The sequence below is a fragment of the Frigoribacterium sp. RIT-PI-h genome (assembly GCF_001297205.1).
Taxonomy (GTDB): Bacteria; Actinomycetota; Actinomycetes; order Actinomycetales; family Microbacteriaceae; genus Frigoribacterium.
Genome location: NZ_LHOZ01000023.1, coordinates 1 through 18,480 on the forward strand (window position 1 = coordinate 1; position 18,480 = coordinate 18,480).

The 18,480-nt window shown below is 72.8% G+C and carries 21 protein-coding genes; 10 read left to right on the forward strand and 11 right to left on the reverse strand.

Going from position 1 to position 18,480, the window contains the following annotated elements; translation table 11 throughout:
- Positions 1-156: 156 nt before the first annotated feature.
- The 3 genes from AEQ27_RS01335 to AEQ27_RS01340 all read left to right on the forward strand — a co-directional run bounded on the left by AEQ27_RS01335 (position 157) and on the right by AEQ27_RS01340 (position 2,099).
- Complete coding sequence (locus tag AEQ27_RS01335) at positions 157-810, forward strand: DUF1992 domain-containing protein (RefSeq protein WP_082383139.1); 654 nt, start codon at positions 157-159, stop codon at positions 808-810.
- A 453-nt stretch (positions 811-1,263) separates the two neighbouring features.
- Positions 1,264-1,440, forward strand: a complete 177-nt coding sequence (locus AEQ27_RS17590; protein ID WP_161805433.1) for a hypothetical protein — start codon at positions 1,264-1,266, stop codon at positions 1,438-1,440.
- On the forward strand, positions 1,437-2,099 hold the full coding sequence (locus AEQ27_RS01340) for a C40 family peptidase (RefSeq protein ID WP_152970078.1): 663 nt from the start codon (positions 1,437-1,439) through the stop codon (positions 2,097-2,099). Before AEQ27_RS17590 ends, AEQ27_RS01340 begins: the two co-directional genes overlap by 4 nt.
- A gap of 486 nt (positions 2,100-2,585) precedes the next feature.
- On the opposite strand, the gene AEQ27_RS01345 is transcribed toward AEQ27_RS01340, so the two are convergent.
- Positions 2,586-4,229, reverse strand: coding sequence for a SulP family inorganic anion transporter (locus tag AEQ27_RS01345; RefSeq protein WP_054145046.1), 1,644 nt, complete (start codon positions 4,227-4,229; stop codon positions 2,586-2,588).
- Between the two features lie 100 nt (positions 4,230-4,329).
- Here AEQ27_RS01345 and AEQ27_RS01350 point away from each other — a divergent pair, with 100 nt between their 5' ends.
- A complete protein-coding gene (locus AEQ27_RS01350; RefSeq protein WP_235450939.1) occupies positions 4,330-4,779 on the forward strand; it encodes a MerR family transcriptional regulator in 450 nt (149 codons plus the stop codon).
- Positions 4,780-4,789: 10 nt separating this feature from the next.
- On the opposite strand, the gene AEQ27_RS01355 is transcribed toward AEQ27_RS01350, so the two are convergent.
- On the reverse strand, positions 4,790-5,860 hold the full coding sequence (locus tag AEQ27_RS01355; protein ID WP_054145048.1) for a glycoside hydrolase family 6 protein: 1,071 nt from the start codon (positions 5,858-5,860) through the stop codon (positions 4,790-4,792).
- A gap of 323 nt (positions 5,861-6,183) precedes the next feature.
- Between AEQ27_RS01355 and AEQ27_RS01360 the strand changes: the two genes are divergently transcribed.
- Complete coding sequence (locus AEQ27_RS01360) at positions 6,184-7,476, forward strand: M23 family metallopeptidase (RefSeq protein ID WP_152970079.1); 1,293 nt, start codon at positions 6,184-6,186, stop codon at positions 7,474-7,476.
- A gap of 10 nt (positions 7,477-7,486) precedes the next feature.
- On the opposite strand, the gene AEQ27_RS01365 is transcribed toward AEQ27_RS01360, so the two are convergent.
- From AEQ27_RS01365 to AEQ27_RS01375, 3 genes are all read right to left on the reverse strand, one after another.
- Positions 7,487-7,747, reverse strand: coding sequence for a Txe/YoeB family addiction module toxin (locus AEQ27_RS01365; RefSeq protein WP_054145050.1), 261 nt, complete (start codon positions 7,745-7,747; stop codon positions 7,487-7,489).
- Complete coding sequence (locus AEQ27_RS01370) at positions 7,744-7,995, reverse strand: type II toxin-antitoxin system Phd/YefM family antitoxin (protein ID WP_054145051.1); 252 nt, start codon at positions 7,993-7,995, stop codon at positions 7,744-7,746. Before AEQ27_RS01370 ends, AEQ27_RS01365 begins: the two co-directional genes overlap by 4 nt.
- A 66-nt stretch (positions 7,996-8,061) precedes the next feature.
- Positions 8,062-8,967: a LysR family transcriptional regulator gene (locus AEQ27_RS01375; protein WP_054145052.1), complete on the reverse strand. Its 906-nt coding sequence runs from the start codon at positions 8,965-8,967 to the stop codon at positions 8,062-8,064.
- 71 nt (positions 8,968-9,038) lie between these two features.
- Here AEQ27_RS01375 and AEQ27_RS01380 point away from each other — a divergent pair, with 71 nt between their 5' ends.
- Entirely contained in the window at positions 9,039-10,010 is a 972-nt protein-coding gene (locus tag AEQ27_RS01380) for an EamA family transporter (protein ID WP_054145053.1), read from the forward strand.
- On the opposite strand, the gene AEQ27_RS01385 is transcribed toward AEQ27_RS01380, so the two are convergent.
- The gene (locus AEQ27_RS01385) at positions 10,000-10,476 is read right to left on the reverse strand and encodes an N-acetyltransferase (protein WP_054145054.1); all 477 of its coding nucleotides are present in this window, start codon (positions 10,474-10,476) and stop codon (positions 10,000-10,002) included. The genes AEQ27_RS01380 and AEQ27_RS01385 overlap by 11 nt on opposite strands.
- A gap of 213 nt (positions 10,477-10,689) precedes the next feature.
- Here AEQ27_RS01385 and AEQ27_RS01390 point away from each other — a divergent pair, with 213 nt between their 5' ends.
- A complete protein-coding gene (locus tag AEQ27_RS01390; RefSeq protein ID WP_054145055.1) occupies positions 10,690-11,367 on the forward strand; it encodes a ScbR family autoregulator-binding transcription factor in 678 nt (225 codons plus the stop codon).
- A 44-nt stretch (positions 11,368-11,411) separates the two neighbouring features.
- Here the strand turns inward: AEQ27_RS01390 and AEQ27_RS01395 are convergent, their stop codons facing one another.
- From AEQ27_RS01395 to AEQ27_RS01410, 4 genes are all read right to left on the reverse strand, one after another.
- Positions 11,412-12,299, reverse strand: coding sequence for a hypothetical protein (locus tag AEQ27_RS01395; protein WP_054145056.1), 888 nt, complete (start codon positions 12,297-12,299; stop codon positions 11,412-11,414).
- An 89-nt stretch (positions 12,300-12,388) separates the two neighbouring features.
- On the reverse strand, positions 12,389-13,126 hold the full coding sequence (locus tag AEQ27_RS01400) for a response regulator transcription factor (protein ID WP_054145057.1): 738 nt from the start codon (positions 13,124-13,126) through the stop codon (positions 12,389-12,391).
- A complete protein-coding gene (locus AEQ27_RS01405; protein ID WP_054145058.1) occupies positions 13,123-14,382 on the reverse strand; it encodes a sensor histidine kinase in 1,260 nt (419 codons plus the stop codon). Before AEQ27_RS01405 ends, AEQ27_RS01400 begins: the two co-directional genes overlap by 4 nt.
- Positions 14,383-14,551: 169 nt before the next feature.
- A complete protein-coding gene (locus AEQ27_RS01410) occupies positions 14,552-15,172 on the reverse strand; it encodes a superoxide dismutase (protein WP_054145059.1) in 621 nt (206 codons plus the stop codon).
- A gap of 175 nt (positions 15,173-15,347) precedes the next feature.
- On the opposite strand from AEQ27_RS01410, the gene AEQ27_RS01415 reads away from it, so the two are divergent.
- Both AEQ27_RS01415 and AEQ27_RS18185 read left to right on the forward strand, forming a co-directional pair.
- Positions 15,348-15,926, forward strand: a complete 579-nt coding sequence (locus AEQ27_RS01415) for a molybdopterin-dependent oxidoreductase (RefSeq protein WP_054145060.1) — start codon at positions 15,348-15,350, stop codon at positions 15,924-15,926.
- Between the two features lie 586 nt (positions 15,927-16,512).
- A complete protein-coding gene (locus tag AEQ27_RS18185; protein ID WP_235450940.1) occupies positions 16,513-16,884 on the forward strand; it encodes a hypothetical protein in 372 nt (123 codons plus the stop codon).
- Between the two features lie 244 nt (positions 16,885-17,128).
- Here the strand turns inward: AEQ27_RS18185 and AEQ27_RS01425 are convergent, their stop codons facing one another.
- Complete coding sequence (locus tag AEQ27_RS01425; RefSeq protein WP_054145062.1) at positions 17,129-17,806, reverse strand: SDR family NAD(P)-dependent oxidoreductase; 678 nt, start codon at positions 17,804-17,806, stop codon at positions 17,129-17,131.
- A gap of 180 nt (positions 17,807-17,986) precedes the next feature.
- Between AEQ27_RS01425 and AEQ27_RS01430 the strand changes: the two genes are divergently transcribed.
- A complete protein-coding gene (locus tag AEQ27_RS01430) occupies positions 17,987-18,448 on the forward strand; it encodes a DUF3817 domain-containing protein (protein WP_235450941.1) in 462 nt (153 codons plus the stop codon).
- Positions 18,449-18,480 lie beyond the last annotated feature (32 nt).

Genomic DNA, 18,480 nt, shown 5'->3' on the forward strand with positions numbered 1-18,480 from the left:
GGGCGGGGCCTCCAGGGTAGGCCCGGCCACCGTCGGTGGTGCGGCGTACCCTCGACGCCACGAACCCGTGGAGCACGGACGAGCAGAGCACGGACGAGCAGGGACGACGGTCGGACACCGCCGGTCGTCCGACGACGAGCGCAGGAGGCGCGGCGCATGGACCGAGAACCCGAACGACGACCGCAGGGTCGCGACCACCGCGTCGACGCGGCCCGTTACCGGGTCGACGGCGACGTGCCGAGCGACGACGCGCCCCGCGACACCCGCACGGCGGCCGAGATGCGGGCCTGGGCCCGCACCGCCATCGACCTGGCGATCGCCCGCGGCGAGTTCGACGACCTGCCGCTCGCCGGCAAGCCGCTGCCCGGCCTGTCCGCGGGCACGGTCGACCCCGCCTGGTGGTTGCGCGGCCTGATCGAGCGCGAGGGGCTCACCGGGCTCGCGCCTCCGGCCCTGTCGTTGCGGGCCGCGAGCACCGGCCCGCACGCCGCGCTCGCCCGGTTGCACTCCGAGGCTGCCGTACGGTCGCACCTCGACGACTTCAACGCGCGCATCGTCGAGGCCCGGCGCCAGCTGTCCGGGGGCCCGCCGGTCGTGACGCCCACGCGGGACGTCGACGGCGAGGTGCTGCTCTGGCACGAGCGGCGTCAGGCGCGTCGGGCCGCCGAGGCCGCCGCCGTGCCGCCCCCGCCCCCGGGCTGGCGCGAGCGGCGGGCGCTGCGGCGCGAACTCAAGCGGCGTCGCGGAGTGCCTGGCCCCTCGTCCGGGTCGGGTGACCCGGACTCCCCCGACGAGCGATCACCCGAATGATCTCGTGATCGATTCGTGACCTTTTTCCGACGACAACTACACCTCGAGGATGATGCGCGCTAGGGTCGAGTGTTCGCACCACCCCCAGCCGAGAGGACCGCACGCGTGACGAAGCCCGCCTCCCCGACCTCTCCGGATCAGGGTGGCGCGACAGCTGGTCACATCGAAAGTGCTGGTCACGACCGCGCTGGTCAGAACCCCGCTGGTCACGACGGGGCTCGTCCGCTAGGTGAGCGTTCGGCCCGCCTGGCCCTCGAGCGTCGCGAACGCCGCGCCCGTCGCGACGTGCTCCCGACCCCGCGCCGCGGGCCCTCCGTCGGTGCGCCGCCCTCGCCGGTGCCGCCGAGGCCGCGGCCGCCCCGCGCGTCCGGCCCCGCCGCGCCGACGCTCCGGTCCAGACCGGCCCGCTGCTCGGCCTCGAGGAGTCCGCCGCGACCGAGGCCGCTCGTCCTGATGTCACCGCCCCCGCCTCCTCGGCTGCCGCTCGCCCTGCGTCTGCCCGCCCCTCGCGTCGCGCTCGCCGTGCCGCGGTCGTGGCCGCTCGTCCCGCGTCGCCGACCCGTGGTGCCGCCGGACGTGCCGGTGCCGCCGGTCGTGCTGGTGCGGCGCGCAGCGTCGGCACCGCCGTGAAGAAGCTCTCCATCGTCACCGCCATCGTCGGTTTCGCCGCCAGTGGTGTGCTGCCCCTGCTCGCGACCACCGGCGACGAGGCCCAGGCCGTCGCCGCGGGTGCGTCGGCGCGATCGTCGCTCGGTTCGCAGACGCTGTCGGTCGACACGGCGTCGCTGACCGACGAGTCCGACGAGACCGCCCGCGACGCCTACTCGGCCACGTCGATGATCGACGTCGTGACGCAGAACCTGCAGAACCGCAGGGCCGCGGCGAACACGACCTACGAGGGGCCGACCACGGCCGACTACCTCGCGAACCCGCTCTACCCCGAACTCGACCGCGACCAGGTGCTCGCCGTGGCGCTGCAGTACATCGGCACGCCGTACGTGCACGGCGGCGAAGACCCCTCGAAGTTCGACTGCTCGGGCCTGATCACCTTCGTCTACGCGCAGTTCGGCATCAAGCTGACCCACTACGTGCCGACGCAGAACACCGAGGGGCGCACGATCACCGAGTCCGAGGCGGTGCCCGGCGACCTCGTCGTGTTCGACAACCTGGCCCACGACGGCATCTACGCCGGCAACGGCATGATCCTCGACGCCCCGAAGCCCGGCGGCTTCGTGGACGTCCGCCCGATCTGGAACCAGGCGCACCACTTCGTCCGCATCGACGGCTGAGCCGGGCCCCCGGGGTTCGACCGTGTCGGGACGCCGCGCGCCCTGAGCTGACGACCCGCCCCTCCGTGGTGTCGTCGTCGGATGGTGACCTGCACTCCGTGGTGTGGTCATCCTGTGATGGTGATCCGCGCCTCCGGGTGTCGTCCTGGGGTGGCGACCCGCGCCTCCGGTGCTCGGTGGTCCGCCTGAGGTGACGCGTGCCGCCCGGGGCTTCGTCCTGGCGCGACCTGCGCATCGGCGGCTCCACCGTCCGCCCGCTCCGCCCCGGGCCCGTCCTCACCGTGCCGCGTGTGCAATTCGCGACCGGCGAGGCACGATCCCGCGTACCGAACCCGACAACCCGTCGGCGACGCGCCGCTCATGTTCGTCCAGGGCCGTCCGTCCGGCCGCACTTGTCGCGATTTGCACACCGGGAGGGGCGGGGGTCGGGCGGCAGGGCCGGGCGGCAGGACCGGGAGGCGCGGGTCGCGCCTCCGGGACGACGCGCTACCCGAGGCGGCCGGTGAGGCGGCCGTGGAACGCCTCGCTGCGATCGTCCAGCCCGACGAACGTCGCCGTCACGCCGTGCGCCCGGAACTTCTCGTCGACCGAGTCGAGGGCGGCGACGCTCGACGCGTCCCACACCTGGGCGCGGGACAGGTCGACGGTGACCGCCTCGGGGTCGTCCCCGTACGAGAAGTGCTCGACGAGGTCGTTGCTGCTGCCGAAGAAGAGGGGGCCGACGACGTCGTACCGCACCGTCGCGGGGGCCGGGGACCCGGCGACCGCACCCGCGCCTCCTGCGTTCGAGGCGTTCGAGGCGTCCGAGGTGTCGGAGACGTCCGAGGTCTCGTCGAGGGCGCCGCTGCCGGCCACGGCGCCCGGCGTCACGTGCCGCTCGACCGTGATGACGTGGGCCACCCGACGGGCGAACAGCACCATCGCGAGCAGCACGCCGACCGCGACGCCGAGGGCGAGGTTGTTCGTGGCGACGACCACGGCCACCGTGACCACCATGACCAGTGTCTCGGGCACCGGCATGCGCCGCAGGGTCGACGGCTTCAGCGAGTGCCAGTCGACCGTGGTGATCGCGACGATCATCATGACCGCCGCCAGCGCGACCATCGGGATCGCCGACATCACGGCGCTCAGCCCGGTGACGAGGAGCAGCAGGAAGAGCCCGGCCGCGATCGTCGACACCCGGGTGCGGGCCCGTCCGATCTTCACGTTGACGACCGTCTGGCCGATCATGGCGCAGCCGGCGATGCCGCCGTAGAAGCCGGCCGCGATGTTCGCGACGCCGAGTGCCCAGGACTCCTTGCCCTTGTGCGACGGGGTCTCGGTGAGGTCGTCGACGAGCTTGGCGGTCAGCAGGGTCTCCATCAGGCCGACGAAGGCGACGCTGAGGGCGGTGGGCCAGATGATCTGCAGCGTCTCGAGCGTGAACGGGGCGAGCCACGGGGTCAGGCCGGGCAGGCCGCCGCCCATCGGTCCCTCGTCGCCGACGGTGTGCACGTCGAGGCGGGCGGCCACGGCGATGACCGTCACGACGACGATGGCGACCAGCGGCGCCGGTACGGCCTTCGTCACCTTCGGCAACAGCACGACGATCGCGATGGTCAGGGCGAACAGCGGGTACACGACCCACGGCTGGTCGATGATGTGCGGCACCTGCGCCACGAAGATCAGCACGCCGAGCGCGTTGACGAAGCCGATCATGACCGAGCGGGGGATGAACCGCATCAGCCGGGCGAGACCGGCCAGCCCGAACGCGAGCTGCACGAGCCCGGCCAGGACGACCGTCGGCAGCACGTAGTCGGTGCCGTGCTCGCGCACCAGCGGTGCGATCACGAGAGCGACCGACCCCGCGGCGGCGGTGACCATGGCCGGGCGGCCGCCGAGCACCGACATGACGAGCGCCAGCACGATCGACGCGACGAGACTGACCATCGGGTCGACCCCGGCGATCACCGAGAACGAGATGACCTCGGGCACGAGGGCGAGCGTCGTGACGACGCCGGCCAGGGCCTCGCGGGTCAGGAGGCGCGGGTTGCGCAACACCGACAGCACCGTGTCGGCGGGGCGGGCGGGGCGGACCGACCGCGCGGCGGGCTCAGGGCGCGCGCGGTCGGCGTCTGGGGCAGTGGTCACGGAGGACTCCTGGGGGTGTGGGGAAGAATGGGGGAGCCGGCGACACTGCCGTACGATGCAACCCTACCCTTACGTGAGGGTAGAGATGAAACGAGACCTCATGCCCGACGAGACCGCCACGATGCAGATCGGCGAGCTCGCCGACCGCACCGAGATGTCGCTGCGCACGATCCGCCACTACGACGAGGTCGGTCTGCTGACGCCGTCGGGCCGCAGCGAGGGCGGGTTCCGGCTCTACACGCACGACGACTACCTGCGACTCATGGTGATCCGGCGCATGAAGCCGCTGGGGTTCAGCCTCGACGAGATGGCCGAGCTGCTGCGGGTCGTCGACGCGCTCGACCGCGGGGCGGGCGACGCGGCCGGGGCGGGCGACGCCGGGGCTGCGGGTGAGGGCGAGCCGGGCGACGAGGGTGACGGGCACGTCCAGGCGACCCGCGCCTCCTTGGCGGCGTTCGTCGACGAGACCGTCGAGCGGCGGGCGAAGCTCGAGCGTCAGCTCGCGATGGCCGACGAGTTCCTCGAGCTGCTGCGCGCCCGCCTGCGCTAGGCGTCGCGGGTCAGCTGCGGGCCCACTCGGGGCGGCGGTCGACGAGCATCTCGGCGTACGACGGGTACCACTCGCCGGCCGGGGGTCCGTCGTTGCAGGTGCCGTCGCTGATGCCCGGCGTCTTGACCCAGAGCAGGGCGTCGAGGCGGCCGTCGTCGGACACCACGCGGGGGTCCTGGCCGAGGCCGACGTCCTCGGGGTTGCACCAGGTCCCCTTCCAGCCGCGGCCGTTGCGTGACACGTCGATCACGTAGCGGCTGCCGCCCGTCATCGCGGCGACCTCCTCGGCGTAGGGCTGTTCGTCGCCCACGGGGTAGAAGCCCGCGACGTTGGTGAAGAAGCCGCGGGCCTGGTCGACGCCCGCCGCCTCGAGGCGCTCGGCCATCACCTCGGGCTCCACCCAGTGCGAGTTGCCGCCGTCGAGGTAGGCGGGCACGCCGGCCGCCGCGAAGTCGGCGACCGCCTGCTTCAGCAACGGGAGGCGCGTGTCGGCCAGCTGCGGACACCGGCTCAGCATCCCGAGCGAGTCGGGCTCGACGATGACGACGGCCCGGTGGCCGGCGAGGGTGGCTGCGACGGTCGCGTTCCAGGCGGGGTAGCGCTCGACGGATAGGCCGCCGGCCGAGTAGTTGCCGCAGTCCCGGTCGGGGATCGCGTACGTCACGAACACGGGCGTCGCACCCTGCTCCTCGGCGGCGGCGAGGTAGTCCGTGATCACCCTCACGAGCTGGGCGTCGTCGTAGCCGTCGCCGATCCACATCGCGACGGGACGCTTCGCGATCAGAGCCGCGGCCCGGGCGGCGTCCGTCTCGCCGTCGGCGCTGAGCGTCGCCTCGGCCCGCACCGCCAGCGAGTTCGGTTCGAGCGCGATGCCGCCGTGGAAGACCGTGCCGGACGGAGCCGTGCGGATCGTCTCGGGCGTCACCCGGGTCGCCTGCGACGTCGGGGTCGGGCTCGGAGTCGCCGACCCGTCGGACGGCCTCGGTCGGGTGGTGTCGCCCGACGAGCAGGCGGTCAGGAGGACGACGGCGGCCGCGGCGAGCAGGCCGAGGGTGGTGCGGGCCGGTCGGGACGATGCCATCTACGCCTCTCTCGGCGCAGTCGGGGGTGCTGCCCCGACGGTGGGGGAAGGGACAGTCGACCACGGATGCACCCCCGCGCACAGGGGCCGAAAGGGGGACACAGCCGTACCTCGTGGGTGCCGGGGCCGCCGCCACGTCGACGTCTCCTCCACAGGGCGTCGGCCACCCCGAGGAGGCGCGGTGCCGGGTGATGGCGCTGATTCCGACCCGGCCCACTCGGTAGGGTGGGTGGTCCGCGAGGCCCGAGCGCGGACGCCCCTGCACCGCAGCGCACCCCCGGGCCTCACCGGACGGGTCGTGCGCATCAGACAGACAGAGAGCCATGCACCACTCCGTCCGCCCCCTTTCCGCCTCGAGCCCCCTCCGCCGACGGACGTCGGCAGCAGCCGTCGTGCTGGCGCTGGCGTTGTTCGCCACCTTGGTCGTCCCCGATCGAGCGAGCGCTGCGGCCCCCACCTGGCAGGCCGTCCTCGCCGCCCGCGACGACGAGTCCGCCAAGAAGAAGGCGCTGGCCGACCTGCAGACGGCGCTCGACGCCGCGTCGGCCCGCGCCGAGGCCGCCCGCACCTCGGCCGACGAGGCCGGGCGGGTGCTGGGCGAGGCCCAGGCAGCTGTCGACGAGGCCACGGCCCGGCACGAACAGCTCGAGACGCGTCGGGCCGAGGCCCGCGAGACCGCCGACTCCGCACGACGGGTCGTCGGCCAGGCCGCCGCGCTGATGGCGCGCCCCGGCAGCGGGGGCATGGTGGGCGACCTGCTCGCGTCCGGCGACGGCGCGCAAGAGGTGCTCAAGGGTCTGAGCCTGTCGAGCAAGCTCGGCGAGAACGTCGGGCGGCTGGGTGAACGGGCCCAGACCGCCGATAACCTCGCGACCTCGTTGGCCGACCAGGCCGCCGTGGCGCTCGCCGAGCGCGACCGGCTCGCGGCCGACGCCCAGGCCGCCCTCGACGACGCGGCCGCGGCCAGCGTGACGGCCGAGGCCGACCTGGCCGCCGTCGACGACGAGAAGGCCACCCTCGCCGCGCAGGTCGCCCTGCTCGAGGACGACCGCATGACGCTCGAGCAGGCCTACGCCCAGGCGCAGGCGGCTGCTGCGGCCGCCGCTGCCGCGGCGGCCCGCCCCGCCCCGGCCGCTGGTGGCGGCACCGGTCCCGTGGTTCCCGGCACGGGCGGCCCGGGCCCGGGCGTCACGGTGCCCGACCCGGGCACCGGGTGGGTCGCAGCCATCCGCTCGTACAGCTCGTACCAGGCCTACGGCTACCGCATCCACCCGATCACGGGCGAGTACAAGCTGCACGCGGGCGCCGACTTCGGTGCGGCCTGCGGCACGCCGATCTACTCGGTCTCGGCCGGCCGTGTCAGCTACGCCGGGCCGTCGAGCGGTTACGGCAACCTGATCGTCGTGGACCACGGCGGCGGGGTCAGCAGCGCCTACGCCCACATGGAGCGGAACGGCATCTACGTCTCGGTCGGCCAGCAGGTCCAGGCCGGCCAGAACATCGCCGGCGTCGGCACCTCGGGCGGCTCGACCGGTTGCCACCTGCACCTCGAGGTGCGGCAGGGCGGCGTCGCGACCGACCCCGTGGTCTTCCTGGCGTCGAAGGGCGTGCGCTGACGGTCCGAGCTCAGCTCGAGTAGTGGTAGCGGCACTGCGCGATCAGGACGTCCGTCTCGGTCACCTTGTAGACGAGTCTGTGTTCGTCGGTGACGCGTCGAGACCAGAAGCCGTGGAATCCGTGCTTGAGGGCCTCGGGCTTGCCGATGCCTTCGTTCCCGTGGCGTTCGATGTCGCGGATCAGGGTGTTGATGCGTTTCAGCACCTTCCGGTCCTGCGTGTGCCAGTACACGTAGTCGTCCCAGGCGTCGTCGTCGAAGACGATCCTCATCCGTGCAGTTCTCGCTCGCTCCCGCCGCCCTCGCTCAGACGCTCGATCGCGCCGAGCAGGCGCCGCGCGTTGGCCGGGCTGCGCAACAAGTAGGCCGCCTCCTTCAGCGACTCGTAGTCGTCGAGGGCGACGAGCACGACGGGGTCGTGGCCGGCACGGGTGATGACGACCTCTTCGCGATCGTCGATGACCGCGTCGAGCGTCGCCGCGTAGTTCGCCCGCGATTCGGAATAGGTGAGTGTCTTCATCGTGTCTCCTGAGTACAGGAAATTGTACGTTCGGGAGGTTCGCGCCACAAGGCGTGCGGCGAAGGATCACACCTGCATCGACGCGGCTTCGGCCCGGATCTCGTCGACCACGGTGCGGACGGCCGGTCGGGCCGCGCGATCGGGTCGCATCAGCGCCTCGAGGTGCCGTCCGGCCCGCACGTTCTCGAGCGTCGCCAGGTGGAACCGGCCGGGAGCCCGCGAGGCCGACGTGTGGCGGGGCACGAGTGCCACCCCGTGGCCGGCGGCGACGAGGTTCTCGATCAGCGGCAGGTGCACCGTGCGGTGGACGACCTCGGGTGCCACGCCCGACTGCAGGGCCATCGACACCAGCACGCGGTCGATCGGGTAGCCCTCGGGCACGCCGATCCACGGCTCACGGATGACGTCGTCGACGGCCACGCGTCCACGGTCGGACAGCCGGTGACCGGGGGGCAGAGCGATCTCGAGCGGTTCGCGCAGCAGGGACACGACGGTCGTCGTCCGCCGGCCAGGCGGCAGCACGCCGTCGGAACGGTGGGCGAGCACCACGTCGAAATCGGCCGTCAGGGGTGCGAATTCGTCCTCGGAGACGTCGCGGTCGGCCACGTCGAGCTCGATGCCCGGGTGCGACCGCATGCGGTGCAGCAGCCCGGGCAGCAGCAGCTCGGCCGCCGACGGGAACAACGACACCCGCACCACACCGCCCGTGCCCCCGCGGACGGCGTCGAACGCCGCCTCGGCCTCGGCGACCGCGGTCGCGACGCCGATCGATGCTCGGGCCAGTGCGTAGCCCTCGTCGGTCAGCACGACGCCCCGGCCGGCGCGACGGACGAGCTCGACCCCGAGCTGGCGCTGCAGCGTCTTCAGCTGCTGCGACACGGCGCTGGGCGACCGGTGCGTCGCGGCCGCGACGGCGGTGACGCTGCCGCGGTCGGCGAGTTCTCGCAGCAGGTCGAGGTGGGCGAGATCCATGAAGGCAGCCTACAAAGACCTCGCAGCAATCTGCGCTGGTCCTGAACGGTCTAGCACGCCACGATGGACCGGTGACCGTCCGCGACCGCCTCCTCGCCCTCGTCGTCGCCGTCTGCTGGGGCATCAACTTCCCTGTGACGGCGATCGCCCTCGAACACTTCCCGCCGTTCCTGCTCGTGGCGCTGCGCTTCACGTTGCTGGCGGTGCCGACCGTGTTGTTGGTGCCGCGTCCGGCGATCCCGTGGTCGCGCCTCCTGCTGGTGGGGGCGACGCTCGGCATGCTGCAGTTCGCGTTCCTCTACCTCGGCATCGCGGCCGGCATGCCCTCGGGTCTCGCCTCGCTCGTGCTGCAGGCCTCGGCCCCGTTCACCGTCGTGATCGCCGGCTTCTGGCTGCGGGAGCGCATCACCCGCCGGCAGGCGATCGGCATCGGCATCGCCGTCGTGGGGCTCGTCGTCATCGCCGGTCACCGGTCGCAGGTCGCGGCGCTTCTGCCTGTCGTGTTGACGCTGTGCGGCGCGCTCGGCTGGGCGATCGGCAACGTGGCCGTTCGGCGGGCCGCCCCGCCGAACCCGATGCACCTGACGCTGTGGATGTCGATCGTCGCGCCGGTGCCGATGCTCGCCCTGTCGTTCGTCGTCGAGGGCCCCGCGCGCATCGGTGAGAGCCTCGGCTCGGTCTTCACCCTCGAGGCGCTGCCGTCGGTGCTCTGCCTGCTCTACCTCGTGCTGATCGCCTCGGTCGTCGGCTACGGCATCTGGACGCGCCTGCTCTCGGTCTACCCCTCGGCGACCGTCGCGCCGTTCTCGATGCTGGTGCCCGTGGTCGGCGTGCTGGCCTCGTGGCTGGCGTTCGGCGAGGTGCCCGACCTGGTCGAGCTCGTCGCCGGCGTCGCGGTGGTCGGCGGTGTGCTCTACGCCAGCCGCGTGCCGAGGGCCCGCGCCCGGGACGGCGACCCCGAGGAGGCGCGGGTCGCCTCGCCCGAGCCGGTGCCCGTCCCCGAGACCGGCACCGCGCCTCCCGGGTCGCCCCTCAGGCGGTGACGGGCTTCTTCATCTGCACGGCGGTCGTCTCGTAGCCGAGCGACTCGTAGAGGTGCCGGGCGACCTCGTTGTAGCCGAACACGTTCAGACCGAGGGTCTCGGCGCCGTGACGGGCGGCGGCCTGCTCGGCGAGGAGCATCGTCGCCCGGCCGAGTCCGGCGCCGCGGTGGGCCTCGTCGATCTCGACGTCGAAGACCCACCAGTCCGACGAGCCGGGCACGCGGGGTGCGATCCAGAGGATGCCGACGGGCTCACCCGGTCGGGCGTCGTCGATGACGTCGTAGACGAGGTGCCCCTCGGCCGGTGCCCCGTCGGGGAAGGCCTCGCCGAACGAGCGTCGGGCAGCCTCGGCCGCCTGCTCGGGGGTCTCACCGGCGAGCACGCGGGACTTCTCGTACTCGGCGGTCGAGCGCCGCATCCAGGGCACGAGGCGGGAGGTGGGCATGGGCACGAGGCTGAGCGTCATGCCCGCACGCTAGCGCGCCGTGACCATGCGCGGTCCGCGACGTCACGAGCGGCAGGCAGACCAGTCGGTCGTACCCCGAAACGCTTCGCCACGCGTACCCCGGCAGCTGTCGGAGGGTGCAGGTCGCCCCGGTAACGTGTGCAGCGGTCGACGGGGGACGGCCGTGCGGTGCCTCGCAGGGCGCCGTGTCGACCCGCAGGAGAGACCCACCCGATGCCCCAGCAGAAACGCGCCCAGGCGACCCGCGCCGCCATCATCCGAGGGGCCGCCGTCGTCTTCGACGAGCACGGCTACAGCGACGCCTCGCTCGACCTCGTCGCCGAGACCGCCACGGTAACCAAGGGTGCGCTCTACTTCCACTTCCGCTCCAAGGCCGACCTCGCGAACGCGGTCATCGCCGAGCAGCACGCCCTCTCGCGGGCTTACGCCGACCGGGTGTCCGAGACGGCGGGCAGTGGTGCCGAGGCGCTGATGCTCTCGTGCGCGTCGCTCGCGACGCAGCTGACCACCGAGGTGCTCGTGACGGCGGGCATCCGCCTGACCACCCAGTCGCCGAGCCGCGATCTCCGGGTCGAGCACCCGTACCTCGACTGGCAGGCCCAGATCTCGGGGCTCGTCGAGCGGGCGGTCGCCGACGGGGACTTCCGTGACGACACCGACGTCGAGAGCGTCGCCCGGTTCGTCGTCGGGTCGTACGCCGGCGTGCACATCGTGTCGCAGGCCCTGACCGGCCGAGCCGACCTCTTCGACCGGCTGCGCGACATGTGGGCGTTCGTGCTGCCCACCGTCGTGGCCCCCGGGCGCGAAGGCCTGACCAGCTCGTTGCCCCCGCTGATCAGGCCGTCGGTCGTGCCCCCGTCCCCCGACGTGTCCTCTGTGCATCCAGATTAGATACTGACCGACCGGTTTTCCAGTCCCCTCAAGGAGGGGGCCGGTCAGGACGACGGCCGCGGTGGGGTGAGCTCCGTCAGCACCTGCAGGATCGTGGCGTTGTCGGCCGCGAGGGCCGCGGTGTCGATCTGGGCCAGGAGCTGACCGTCGCCATGGGGCACGGTGAGTTGCCGCTGCCACTCGGCCTCGTAGAGGGCGTCGCGGTAGCCGGAGGACTCGCGGCAGCGGGCGTCGGCCGTCGCGATCTCGATCTCGTCGGCGGTCGGCGACGTGCTCGAGTCGAGCGTCTCGAACCGGTCGGCCATCTCGCGGGTCGGCATGCCCGACGGGTCGGAGGCCACGTCGCCGACCCGGGCGTCCTGCATGCACCCGCGCCAGTCGTCCCAGGTCGCGGTCACCGTGGGGTCGTCGCGAGCCCCGTCGAACGCCGCGTTGTTGAGGCGCACGAGCGACTCGGTCCGGTTGTAGTAGTCGTCCATGGGCGGCACGGTCTCGCGGGCGCGCTGGATGCAGGTGTCGAACCGGTCGGATCTGCCGGTGGTCCAGGGCTGCGCCGAGAACTCCGACCAGGCCGCGGCCCCCGCGTCGATCACCGAGGCGGCGTGGTAGCCCCGGGTCTCGGCCGTCGCCAGGTCGAAGGCCCGCAGGCGGAGCGAACCGTTCGTCGACAGCCCGCCCGCCCGGTCGCCCGCCGCCACGTCCCGCCAGGGCCCCACGTAGTCGTCGTAGCCCGCCCCCACCATGCACTGCTGGGCCACGAGGAGCAACGCGTAGGCCGACGAGGTCTCGCCGACGGGCACGTACCGGTCAAGCGGCATCGTCCACGCGTCGACGTCCTTCTCGGGCAGGTCGGGCAGGGCGTAGGCGGCGTTGGCGGGGATGCCGTAGGCGACGACGCCGGCGACCACCGCGACCACGGCGGCGAGCGTCACCCGTTTCGCGCGTCGCTGTCGAGGCGAGACGCTGCCGGGCGGAAGGCTGCCAGGCGCAACTTTGCCGGGCGGAACGCTCTTCTCGTCGGTCATCGCGTGCCCCCCTCGTCGTCGCGGGCCGGTCCCACCAGGTCGTTCTCGTAGGCGAAGACGACGATCTGGACCCGGTTGCGCATGCCGAGCTTCTGCAGAACCGCCCGGACGTGGCTCTTGACCGTCGCCTCGCTCAGCCACGCGCTCTCGGCGATCTCGGCGTTGCTCAGGCCCCGCGCCACGAGCAGGAAGATCTCGCGCTCGCGGGGCGACAGCACCTCGAGCGGCTCGGTCCGCCGCTTCGGCGACGGTGTCGGCACGGCGAACGCGTGCACGACGTCGAGTGCGGCGGCCGTGGTCGGCACGGGCTCGCCGGCCGCCGCCGCGCGGATCGTCGTCAACACCTCGTCCGGCGTCGCGTCCTTCGTCAGGAACGCGTAGGCCCCGGCCTTCAACGCGCTGAACACGGCCTCGTCGCGCTGGATGGTGGTGAGGGCGACGACGCGCGGGGTCGAGTCGGGGTCGGTGCCGGCCGCCGCGACGATCCGGGTGGTGGCTTCGAGGCCGTTCATCACGGGCATGCGGAGGTCCATCAGCACGACGTCGGGCCGCTCACGCTCGACCAGGGCGACGCCGGCGGCCCCGTCGACGGCCGTGCCCACGCAGACCAGGTCGGACTGCGCCTCGATCAGCATCTGCAGCCCCGAGGCGAACAGCGGCTGGTCGTCGACGACGACCACCCTCACGAGGGCAGGAGGCGCGGTGCGCGTCGTCGCGGTCGTCACGTCGGTCATGCGGGTTGCTCCGTCCAGGACTGCAGGAGTCCGATCGGTTCGGGCGTGGGCAGGAACGCGGTGACGACGAAGACGCCGTCGTCGCCGAGCTCGGCCGTCAGCCAGCCACCGGCGAGCCGGGCACGTTCGGTCATGCTGGCGATGCCGGTGCCCCGGCCGGTGCCGCGGCGGGCGGCGACCAGCGGGTCGTCACCCGACGACGTCACGAGCAGCGCGAGCCCGGGGCCGCGCCAGTCGAGCGCGACGTCGACCGTGCTCGACGAGCCCGAGTGCTTGAGTGCGTTGGTCAGGCTCTCCTGCACGATGCGGAAGACCGCGAGCTCTTGCGAGGGCAACAGCTCGGCGGCGTCGCCGAGGTGCCGCAGGGTGACGGTCATGCCGACGTCGCGCATCGTGGTCGCCAGCCGGTCGAGGTCGGCGAGGGTCTCGCGGGGCGTCGCGTCGTCGGCGTCCTGCTGGATGCGCTCGACCAGGTGTCGCACGTCGACCAGCGAGGTGCGTCCGACGTCGGCGATCGTGCGCAGCGCCTGTTCGACGACCTCGGGACGGGTCGCCGAGAGGGCGAGGGCGCCCTGCGCCTGCGACACGACCACCGCGAGCGAGTGGGCGAGGGCGTCGTGCACGTCCCGCGAGATGCGGGCACGATCGTGGGCGAGGCGCAGCTCGAAGTCCGTCTCGTGGAAGCGCGTCTCGGTGCGTTCGAGGACCTGCCCGATGCGGCGCACGCGCAGCACGCTCGACAGGAAGATGCCGACCGCCCAGGCCGCGGCCGCGGCACCGAAGAGCGAGGCCGCCAGGGTGATCACGTCGGTCTTCGTGCCCTGGCCGCCGCCCACCCACGACGACCAGACGTACGGCCGCGCGAGGGTGGGGACGGCCATCGCGATCGCGGCGAGCCCCGAGGCGAGGCCGGCGGCGGCCAACGCGACCAACCGCACGGCGACCGACCGGGCGAAGGCCGCGAAGAAGGCCACGAACGCGATGGCGAGGTACGTGGGCCACGTGGTGTCCGTCGGGGGCTGCACCCAGCCGGCGAGCTGCAGGGCCGGGATGGCCACCGTCAGGCCGATCGAGGTCCACGGCATCCAGACCGCGAGGCCGACGGCGAGGCCGAAGAGGCCGAAGAGGACGACGTTCTCGACCAGGTTCCCCCGGCCGGCCTCGGCGATCGTCCACAGCAGCACGAAGACCGCGGCGGCGACGGGGGCCGCGAGACGCGGCACCCAGGTGCGCAGGTCGTCGGGGATGGTGTCCATGTCGACGACCGTAAGGCGTCGTCGTCGGGCCGCGCGCGCCTCCTGCGGGGTTTTCATCCTTGAGGACGAACGCGTCGGCGGTGGGGACGAGCCGTCGCGGGCCGAGGGGATGCGGCGACGGCGCGCCCCCGGGTGGGGACGCGCCGTCTGTGTGGTGCGGGTAGAGCGACTAGAGCGTGATCAGACCGTCGGTCTTGGTCGTCGCGGCGGCGAGACGGGCCTCGACGTTGTTCCAGTCGACGATGTTCCAGAAGGCCTTGACGTAGTCGGCGCGCACGTTCTGGTAGTCGAGGTAATAGGCGTGCTCCCAGACGTCGAGCATCAGCAGGGGGACGAGGCCGAACGGCACGTTGCCCTGCTGGTCGAAGAGCTGGAAGACGCTGAGGCGCTGGCCGAGCACGTCGTAGGCGAGCACCGACCAACCGGAGCCCTGCACGCCGAGCGCGGTGGCGGTGAAGTGGGCCTTGAACTTCTCGAGGTCGCCGAAGTCGCGGCCGATGGCCTCGAGCAGGTCGCCGGTGGGCTCGCTGGTCTCGGGGGTCAGGTTCGTCCAGAAGATCGAGTGGTTGACGTGGCCGCCGAGGTTGAAGGCGAGGTCCTTCTCGAGCTTGTTGACGTTCGCCAGGTCACCCGTCGAGCGGGCCTCGGCGAGGGCGGCGTTGGCCGTGTTCGCGCCGGTGACGTAGGTGTTGTGGTGCTTGGAGTGGTGCAGCTCCATGATCTTCGCGCTGATGTGCGGCGCCAGAGCGGAGTAGTCGTAGGGCAGATCGGGCAGGGTGTACTCAGCCATGTGGGGTCCTTTCGAATTGACCTGCATCCACCGTACGACCTCCACCCATGCCGGGGTCGACGTTCTCCCAGCGCGGACGCAGCCTCGGGGCCCCGCGACGTCGGGGGTCGTGCGTAGGCTGACGGGCGCACGACCCACCCGCGAACGACCCCGCTCCACCCCGAGGAGGCGCACCATGGCAGGATTCACCGGCTTCGGCAGGCGGCGCGCGGCCGACCCGCGACTGCCCCCGGGGCAGTACCTCGAGAGCGGGTTCCCCGTGCTCTCGGCCGGCCCCACGCCGAACATCAAGCGGTGGGAGCTCCAGGTCGCGACCGAGACCGGCCAGCGCTCGCTGAGCTGGGCCGACTTCCAGGCGCTTCCGCACGAGGCGATCGAGACCGACATCCACTGCGTCACGAGCTGGTCAAAGCTCGGCACGCACTGGCGGGGCGTCTCGCTCGACACGCTCTTCGACGGCCTCGAGACGACGCACGAGTTCGCGATGGCGACCAGCCACGGCGGGTACACGACCAACCTGCCGCTCAGCGAGTTGCTGGGGGGCAAAGCCTGGGTGGTCGACACCTACGAGGGGCAGCCGTTGCACGCCGAGCACGGTGGGCCCGCGCGCCTCTTCGTGCCCGGGCTCTACTTCTGGAAGAGCGCGAAGTGGCTGCAGGGCATCCAGACCATGGCCACCGATCGTCGAGGCTTCTGGGAAAGCATGGGCTACCACCCGCACGGCGACCCGTGGAAGGAAGAACGGTACGCGTGAGCGAGCCCGTCGCCGGCGCCGGCGGGGGCCCCGGGGGCCCCGGGCCCGCCCCCGGGGGTGGCCCGTCCGCCTGGCTGCCCGCCACGATCGTGTCGTCGGTCGCGCAGACACCGCGCGCCCGGTCGCTGACCCTCGCGGTGCCCGGCCTCCGCCCCGCGCGAGCCGGCCAGCACGTCGACCTGCGCCTGACCGCCGACGACGGTTACACCGCCGTGCGCTCGTACTCGCTGAGCGACGTCCGGGCCTCCGACGTCCCAGGGGCCTCCGACGGTGCGCGAGGCGCAGGAGGCGCGGGTCCGGTCCCGCAGATCGAGGTCACCGTCGAGCGCCTCGACGACGGCGAGGTCTCGCCCTACCTGGTCGACGCGGCCGAGGCGGGCGACCCGATCGAGGTGCGCGGCCCGATCGGCGGCTGGTTCGTCTGGCCGCCGACCGAGTTCGAGCCCGACTCGGCCGTCCACGCGGTGCTGCCCGAACCCGAGGGGGCGACCCCGCCGACGTCGGCCCCCGTGCAGTTGATCGGCGGGGGGGCGGGGGGCGCCCCCCTGTGGCGGGGGGGCGGGGCCGCGGGCGGGGCGCCCCCCCGGTGCGTCTGCTCGCCTCGGTGCGCGACCCGGGTTCGCGGTGGTTCGTGGCGGAGCTCGACGAGGCCGCACGCGCCTCCTCGGATCACGACGCGGGGGCGACGCCCGACGACGCGGCGGCAACGCCCGACGACGCGGCGGCGACGCCCTTCGCCGTGGACTGGGTCTACAGCCGCGCAGCTCCTGAGGGGCACGGCCGGCCGGCAGGCCGACTCACCCGCGACGAGCTCGAGCGTCTCGTGCTGCCCGCATCCGAGCACCCGCTGGGCTATGTCTGCGGGGCCAACTCGTTCGTGGCGGTCGTCGCCGGCTGGGTGGTCGAGCTCGGGCACGCGCCGACCCGCGTCCGCACCGGGCGCTGCGGCGGCGTCTGAGCCCGCCCGCAGCGGACCGGGCCCGCAGCTGCGGACCGCAGCTGACCCGGCCCGCAGGTGACCCGGGCCCGCGCTGATCCGAGCCCGCGCCGATCCGAGCCCGCGCTGTGCTGATCCGGTACGTACCGGATCAGCGAAGAACCCCGTTCCGAACGATGAACCCAGAAGAAAACGGGTGCATCGCTCGAAACGGGGTTCATGGCCGCCCGGCGGAGGTACCAGCCCTCCGCCCGCACGCCCGGCGTCAGGCGGGCGTGCCCTTCTCGGGCGCGGTGGTGCGGAACTCGCCGCGCGTGACGTGCTGCTGCCAGAGCAACTCGGCCAGCGCCTCCGGGCTCTTGTCGCTACTCTCGGGCTCGATTCCACCGGGGATGATCAGCTGGCCGACGTGGATGCCCTCGCCGGCGAGCTCGTCGTGGAGGAGCTGCGCGTAGGCGGTCAGCCCCGCGAAGGCGATGGAGGTGCCGGTGACCTTCGCCCCGGGCGTGACGGCCGAACCGCCGTTGACGAAGAGGATGGTCCCGCCACCGTCGGGCAGGAACCGCATGCCGGGCAGCACCTGGTGCACGGCCGCGACCGGCCCGTAGATCGAGAACTCGACCGGACCGACCAGGTCGGCGGGCATGGTCTCGAGCACGGGACGCATGAAGTCCTTCTGCGGCAGCGGGCTGTACTGCATCACCTGGATCGGCCCGAGTTGCTCGGTCGCTCGCTCTAGCGCGGCCGCGATGCTCGCCGGGTCGCGCACGTCGGCGGTGAAGCCCTGCGCGGTGACGCCGTCGGCCTCGAGCTCGGCCGCGAGGGCGTCGAGCCGGCCCTGGTGCCGTGAGATCAGTGCGACGCTGAAGCCCTCCGTGCCGAATCGTCGGGCCACGGCAGCGCCGAGCCCCTTGCCTGCTCCGATGATCGCGAGTGTCGTCATGCACCCCATCCAACCGAGGAGGCGCGGGTCGGCACCCAGCCAGAGGGGTACGCAGGCCGCGTGGTCGCCGGGCCCGAGCCCGGGCAGGGCACGGCGGGGCGGCACCACGGCGGGGGCGGCACCCAGGCGGGGGCTGCGAGCATGGGTGGGTCCCCGTCGGCCCCTCACCAGGAGCAGCTCGTGTCGCCTCGCCCCCTCTTCCGTTCGTTCGCCGTCGCCGAGGTGGTGACCTGGTCGCTGCTGATCGCGGGCATGGTCCTCAAATACGCGGTGGGTGTCGGCGACTGGCCGGTCAGCGTGGCCGGGCCGATCCACGGCTTCGTGTTCCTCGCGTACCTCGTGGCGGGGGTCGTCGTCGCGGTGAACCAGCGCTGGTCGGGCGGCGTGACCCTGGCCGCCCTGGCCAGCGCCGTGGTGCCGTTCGCCTCCCTGCCCGTCGAGCGCTGGATCGACCGCCGCGGCCTCCTCACCGGCTCCTGGCGCCGCACGGCGACCGACGACCCGCGCGACCGACGTCCGCTCGACCGCCTGTTGCGCTGGATGCTCGGGCACCTCGTCCTCGCCCTCGTGCTGCTGGTCGTGGCGGTGGTCGTCGTCTTCGTGGTTCTGCTGATCGCGGGGCCGCCCGTGCAGGTGGGCTGACCGCCCGGCCGCACCGCGCCTCCCTGACAATC

What these genes read in the sequence shown, in the direction of transcription:
- AEQ27_RS01400 (WP_054145057.1), bottom strand. Translation starts at nt 13,126, where the DNA reads ATGACCGACGTGACGACCGCGACGACGCGCACCGCGCCTCCTGCCCTC.
- AEQ27_RS01410 (WP_054145059.1), bottom strand. Translation starts at nt 15,172, where the DNA reads ATGGCTGAGTACACCCTGCCCGATCTGCCCTACGACTACTCCGCTCTG.
- AEQ27_RS01350 (WP_235450939.1), top strand. Translation starts at nt 4,330, where the DNA reads ATGCCCGACGAGACCGCCACGATGCAGATCGGCGAGCTCGCCGACCGC.
- AEQ27_RS01365 (WP_054145050.1), bottom strand. Translation starts at nt 7,747, where the DNA reads ATGAGGATCGTCTTCGACGACGACGCCTGGGACGACTACGTGTACTGG.
- AEQ27_RS01335 (WP_082383139.1), top strand. Translation starts at nt 157, where the DNA reads ATGGACCGAGAACCCGAACGACGACCGCAGGGTCGCGACCACCGCGTC.
- AEQ27_RS01405 (WP_054145058.1), bottom strand. Translation starts at nt 14,382, where the DNA reads ATGGACACCATCCCCGACGACCTGCGCACCTGGGTGCCGCGTCTCGCG.
- AEQ27_RS01385 (WP_054145054.1), bottom strand. Translation starts at nt 10,476, where the DNA reads ATGACGCTCAGCCTCGTGCCCATGCCCACCTCCCGCCTCGTGCCCTGG.
- AEQ27_RS01425 (WP_054145062.1), bottom strand. Translation starts at nt 17,806, where the DNA reads ATGACGACACTCGCGATCATCGGAGCAGGCAAGGGGCTCGGCGCTGCC.
- AEQ27_RS01360 (WP_152970079.1), top strand. Translation starts at nt 6,184, where the DNA reads ATGCACCACTCCGTCCGCCCCCTTTCCGCCTCGAGCCCCCTCCGCCGA.
- AEQ27_RS17590 (WP_161805433.1), top strand. Translation starts at nt 1,264, where the DNA reads ATGTCACCGCCCCCGCCTCCTCGGCTGCCGCTCGCCCTGCGTCTGCCC.
- AEQ27_RS01370 (WP_054145051.1), bottom strand. Translation starts at nt 7,995, where the DNA reads ATGAAGACACTCACCTATTCCGAATCGCGGGCGAACTACGCGGCGACG.
- AEQ27_RS01355 (WP_054145048.1), bottom strand. Translation starts at nt 5,860, where the DNA reads ATGGCATCGTCCCGACCGGCCCGCACCACCCTCGGCCTGCTCGCCGCG.
- AEQ27_RS01375 (WP_054145052.1), bottom strand. Translation starts at nt 8,967, where the DNA reads ATGGATCTCGCCCACCTCGACCTGCTGCGAGAACTCGCCGACCGCGGC.
- AEQ27_RS01415 (WP_054145060.1), top strand. Translation starts at nt 15,348, where the DNA reads ATGGCAGGATTCACCGGCTTCGGCAGGCGGCGCGCGGCCGACCCGCGA.
- AEQ27_RS01390 (WP_054145055.1), top strand. Translation starts at nt 10,690, where the DNA reads ATGCCCCAGCAGAAACGCGCCCAGGCGACCCGCGCCGCCATCATCCGA.